At 62.6% G+C, this 1,836-nt stretch carries 3 protein-coding genes; 2 read left to right on the top strand and 1 reads right to left on the bottom strand.

Going from position 1 to position 1,836, the window contains the following annotated elements:
- The first annotated feature begins 190 nt into the window (after window positions 1-190).
- Entirely contained in the window at window positions 191-808 is a 618-nt protein-coding gene (locus ACH438_RS46230) for a hypothetical protein (RefSeq protein ID WP_397017716.1), read from the top strand.
- A gap of 156 nt (window positions 809-964) precedes the next feature.
- Complete coding sequence (locus ACH438_RS46225; protein WP_397017714.1) at window positions 965-1,156, top strand: hypothetical protein; 192 nt, start codon at window positions 965-967, stop codon at window positions 1,154-1,156.
- A gap of 482 nt (window positions 1,157-1,638) precedes the next feature.
- On the opposite strand, the gene ACH438_RS46220 is transcribed toward ACH438_RS46225, so the two are convergent.
- On the bottom strand, window positions 1,639-1,836 hold a 198-nt coding region (locus ACH438_RS46220; protein WP_397017712.1), incomplete at its 5' end, for a CBS domain-containing protein.

The following is a 1,836-nucleotide window of genomic DNA, read 5'->3' as shown; positions in this document are numbered from 1 at the left end:
CTAGTCAGGTGGTCCCATCAGTGGCAAACGAGGTGGTCCCATCCTGCTGGCAAAAACAGCTCCGAAACGGTCCCTTCCCCCTGGCAGCCGACACCATGGGATCTGCGAGCAATCAAATCAGCCGGCCAGCGCTGACATCCGAGACCGCGTCGACAGCCTGCTCGAATGCGGGCTGCTGTTTCGAGGGCTCATGCTGACCTGCTCACATTGCACGCATACGTCGTTCGTATCCATCAACGACATCACCGCCACCTTCCGGTGCCGACATTGCCTGCACGACAACGTCCTCACCAGCGCCCGCTGGCGCACACCGCTGGACGAGCCGCGATGGTTCTACCACCTGCACCCGACCGCACGGGCACTGATCAGCGAGAACGGCCACGTACCCCTGTTGCTGTCGCGGCATCTTCGCTTGAGGAGCCGGACTTTCACCGATTCCGCGGAATTCAAAATGACCGATCCCACCGTGGCTGACGGCGAGAACAAGGACAAATGCGAGACGGACCTGCTCAGCCTGGCCGATCGCCGTCTCGCTGTGGCCGAAGCAAAATCGAACAACAAGCTCGGATCCTCCAGAGCCGAGCGCAACGCGGCCGTGGACAAGCGGTTGTATAGCGCAGACGTTCTGCAGGCAGATGAAATCATCATGGCCACCACGCAGGCTGCCTGGCAGCCCGAAAGTATCACCGCGATGACCGAGAAGATCCGGTGGCACCATCGGGGCAATCCCCTACCGCCTCGGATACGGCTCCGCACGATTACCGGCCTGGGCAGCGATTCTGTCGGCGACGAGTACATTCCGATCTGAACCAGCACGCCGTCCGGCTTCGAGCGGCATATGCGAACGGAACGTGCTCTAGCGAGCCACCATGTCACCGAGGCTCGACTACCCCGAGTCCGTTCACGACTATCCGCTCGTCGGCATTTCAGTGCGTTGACCATGCTCGGTGGGCACACCTACGGAATGGCCGACAATTACCAACCCAAAGATCCTCCACGCCGCAGGAGCAGCCGGCAGGAACCACCGAGTGCAGAGTTCGAGATCGTGACCGCCGAAGGCACCGAGGGTGAAGCGCTGGCACGACGCCAAGCGCAGGTGCTGTGGGAGATCACCAAATGGCAGGCATCCCGACAACAACAACCACCCGGAACCTGAGTGCGGGACTTCCACCCGGAGACCAATACCGAGGCCCCCTAACGCCGACCGCTCAGGGCGAAATCGGCTTCGATAACCAGACGGCCAGCAAGAAGATGCTGGTCGGTACTGTTCCCATCTGAATGGTGCCCCGCCGGGGGCGCAATCGGGAAGCATCATTTCCGCAGGTCAGCCGTGTTCCCTAAATTGCAAGGGAACCGGCGCTGACACAAAACCCCAGGTCGCGGGTCGCAGGTTCGTGCCCCACGGGGGTTGCTGGCAGCTAGCACCCCAGCTCGGAGCAACTATAGTGCGACATGGCCAGCTGATCGACACTTCGGAATGGGCCTGAACTCACAGATCTTCTGTCCTACGGCGTGACCGGACCGAACCGCTCGATCAGCGGCTACCTAGACGCTTGTAGTCAGGGTTCGGGTCCTGGCCGGGATCCGGTCCAGCTTCCGGATCGGGTCAGCGGCACGGGCTACAGCACTGGCAAGCGCTCACAACGCCGACAGCACCGTGCGGTAGGTCAGCCAGCCCACCACTGAATGGCCGCCGCGATCGAGGACCGGCATGCCCGTCGCTTCGGCGCGGCCGAGGGCATCGAGGGCCTCGGCCAAGGACGCGGATTCGGTGATCTTGGCGGGCATCACGGCGACGTCGCCGACGGTGCCGTGGTCGGACTCGGGGTTGGACAA

The sequence above is a fragment of the Nocardia sp. NPDC020380 genome (genome assembly GCF_044386975.1).
Lineage (GTDB): Bacteria > Actinomycetota > Actinomycetes > Mycobacteriales > Mycobacteriaceae > Nocardia.
This window is presented reverse-complemented; position numbering and strand designations above follow the sequence as displayed.

Bases quoted from the DNA above. Each gene is read 5' to 3' on its own strand.
- ACH438_RS46230 (WP_397017716.1), top strand. From the start codon at position 191: ATGCTGACCTGCTCACATTGCACGCATACGTCGTTCGTATCCATCAAC.
- ACH438_RS46225 (WP_397017714.1), top strand. From the start codon at position 965: ATGGCCGACAATTACCAACCCAAAGATCCTCCACGCCGCAGGAGCAGC.